This is a genomic window from Idiomarina xiamenensis 10-D-4 (genome assembly GCF_000299895.1).
Classification (GTDB): Bacteria; Pseudomonadota; Gammaproteobacteria; order Enterobacterales; family Alteromonadaceae; genus Idiomarina; species Idiomarina xiamenensis.
Genome location: NZ_AMRG01000045.1, coordinates 1 through 1,478, shown reverse-complemented (window position 1 = coordinate 1,478; position 1,478 = coordinate 1). Strand labels below are relative to the sequence as shown.

At 50.9% G+C, this 1,478-nt stretch carries 1 protein-coding gene; it reads left to right on the top strand.

Annotated elements, in window-relative coordinates; genetic code table 11:
• Positions 1-270 precede the first annotated feature (270 nt).
• A partial coding sequence (locus A10D4_RS13300) for a Na+/H+ antiporter NhaC family protein (RefSeq protein WP_008490139.1) occupies positions 271-1,478 on the top strand: 1,208 nt, incomplete at its 3' end.

Sequence of the window (1,478 nt, the reverse complement as noted above, 5' to 3'; positions counted from 1 at the left end):
CGCAGAAATCACGACCAACAAGGCAATGCTCAGTTAGAGCAAGAGGTTCGCCTGCTGAAAGAACGGATTAAAGTGCTGGAAGAAATCGTGACCGACAAAAACTATGAATTACGGCGCGAATTTGAGAATTTAAAACGCACCGGTTGAGTGATGCTTGGCATTAAACCATAAGTGGTAATGTCGAGTGCCGTCTAGCGTAGGCATCGAACGCAATTTCGGGTACCCTAACGCCATATTTCTTGTCGCTGCAACCGAGTCGCTTAAATCATCATGGAAGCTAACTGGCTAAGTCTTTTGCCATCATTATTGGCAATCATTTTTGCTATCGTTACCCGCCGCGTGCTGCTGGCGCTCATTGGCGGCATCATTCTGGCCAATATCTTATTATTTTGGCCGCAACCGATGGCGATTGCCGAGCAGTCGCTTGTTGCCGCTTGGCAAAGCCTGAGTGATGCCAACAACGTTTTGGTATGGTTCTTTACACTAGGTATCGGCGCACTATTCGGTGTGCTGGAACGGGGCGGTACCTTCAGTCATTTTGTGATGGCATTAGAGCGTCGACAGTGGGTCGATAGTCCGCGGCGTGCGCGTCTGTTCACTTGGATCATGGGCGTGGTGGTGTTTATTGAGTCCAATGTCACCATCATGATTGCCGGCACCACCTCGCGTCCGGTATATGACCGGCTGCGCATCGCCCGAGAAAAGCTGGCTTATATTGTCGATTCCACCTGTGCACCAATTTGCATCTTGATACCACTCAATGCTTGGGGCGCGTTCAACCTAACGATTATCGGTAATCAAGGCGTCAGCGACCCATTAGGCACATTTATCACCTCACTCGGCTTTAGTTTTTATGCCATTTTTGCAGTCTTGTTAGCTTTACTGGTCGCTTGGTTCGATTGGAATTTGGGTCCCATGAAAGCCGCTGAACGGCGTGCTAAGCATGGCCAAGTCGAGGTCAAACAACAGCAGCCAAGCAGCGAAGCCGGCTATCACTCGAGCGCCGCTAATGGTACTGGCGCGGTTTGGGTGGTCGTCGCAAGCCTCGTCAGTATGGTGGTGCTAGTACCCTTGCTGCTGTTGTGGACGGGTGATGGTGTGCTGACTCAAGGTGATGGTACCTTAAGCGTATTCTTGGCCATATACAGTGCCTTAGCGATTGCGTTAGTGGGCACTTACTGGACGCTAAACCGAGGGGCTTGGGCGTTACTAAAGGACGCCGTTGCCGGTGCTCGTAAGATTTTACCGTTGGCAGTGATTTTGTGGTTATCGATTACTTTAGGCGATATGACCAAGGCACTACAAACTGGCCAGTATTTGGCCTCGATTTTAGACCAGTCGGTATCGCTGTGGGCGTTATTGCCTCTGATTTTTATCATCTCGGGCTTAACCGGCTTTTCCATTGGTTCGAGCTGGGGCACCTTCGCCATCATGCTACCTTTGGCGATACCGTTAGCGCTGTCGTTGGGGCTGCCGCC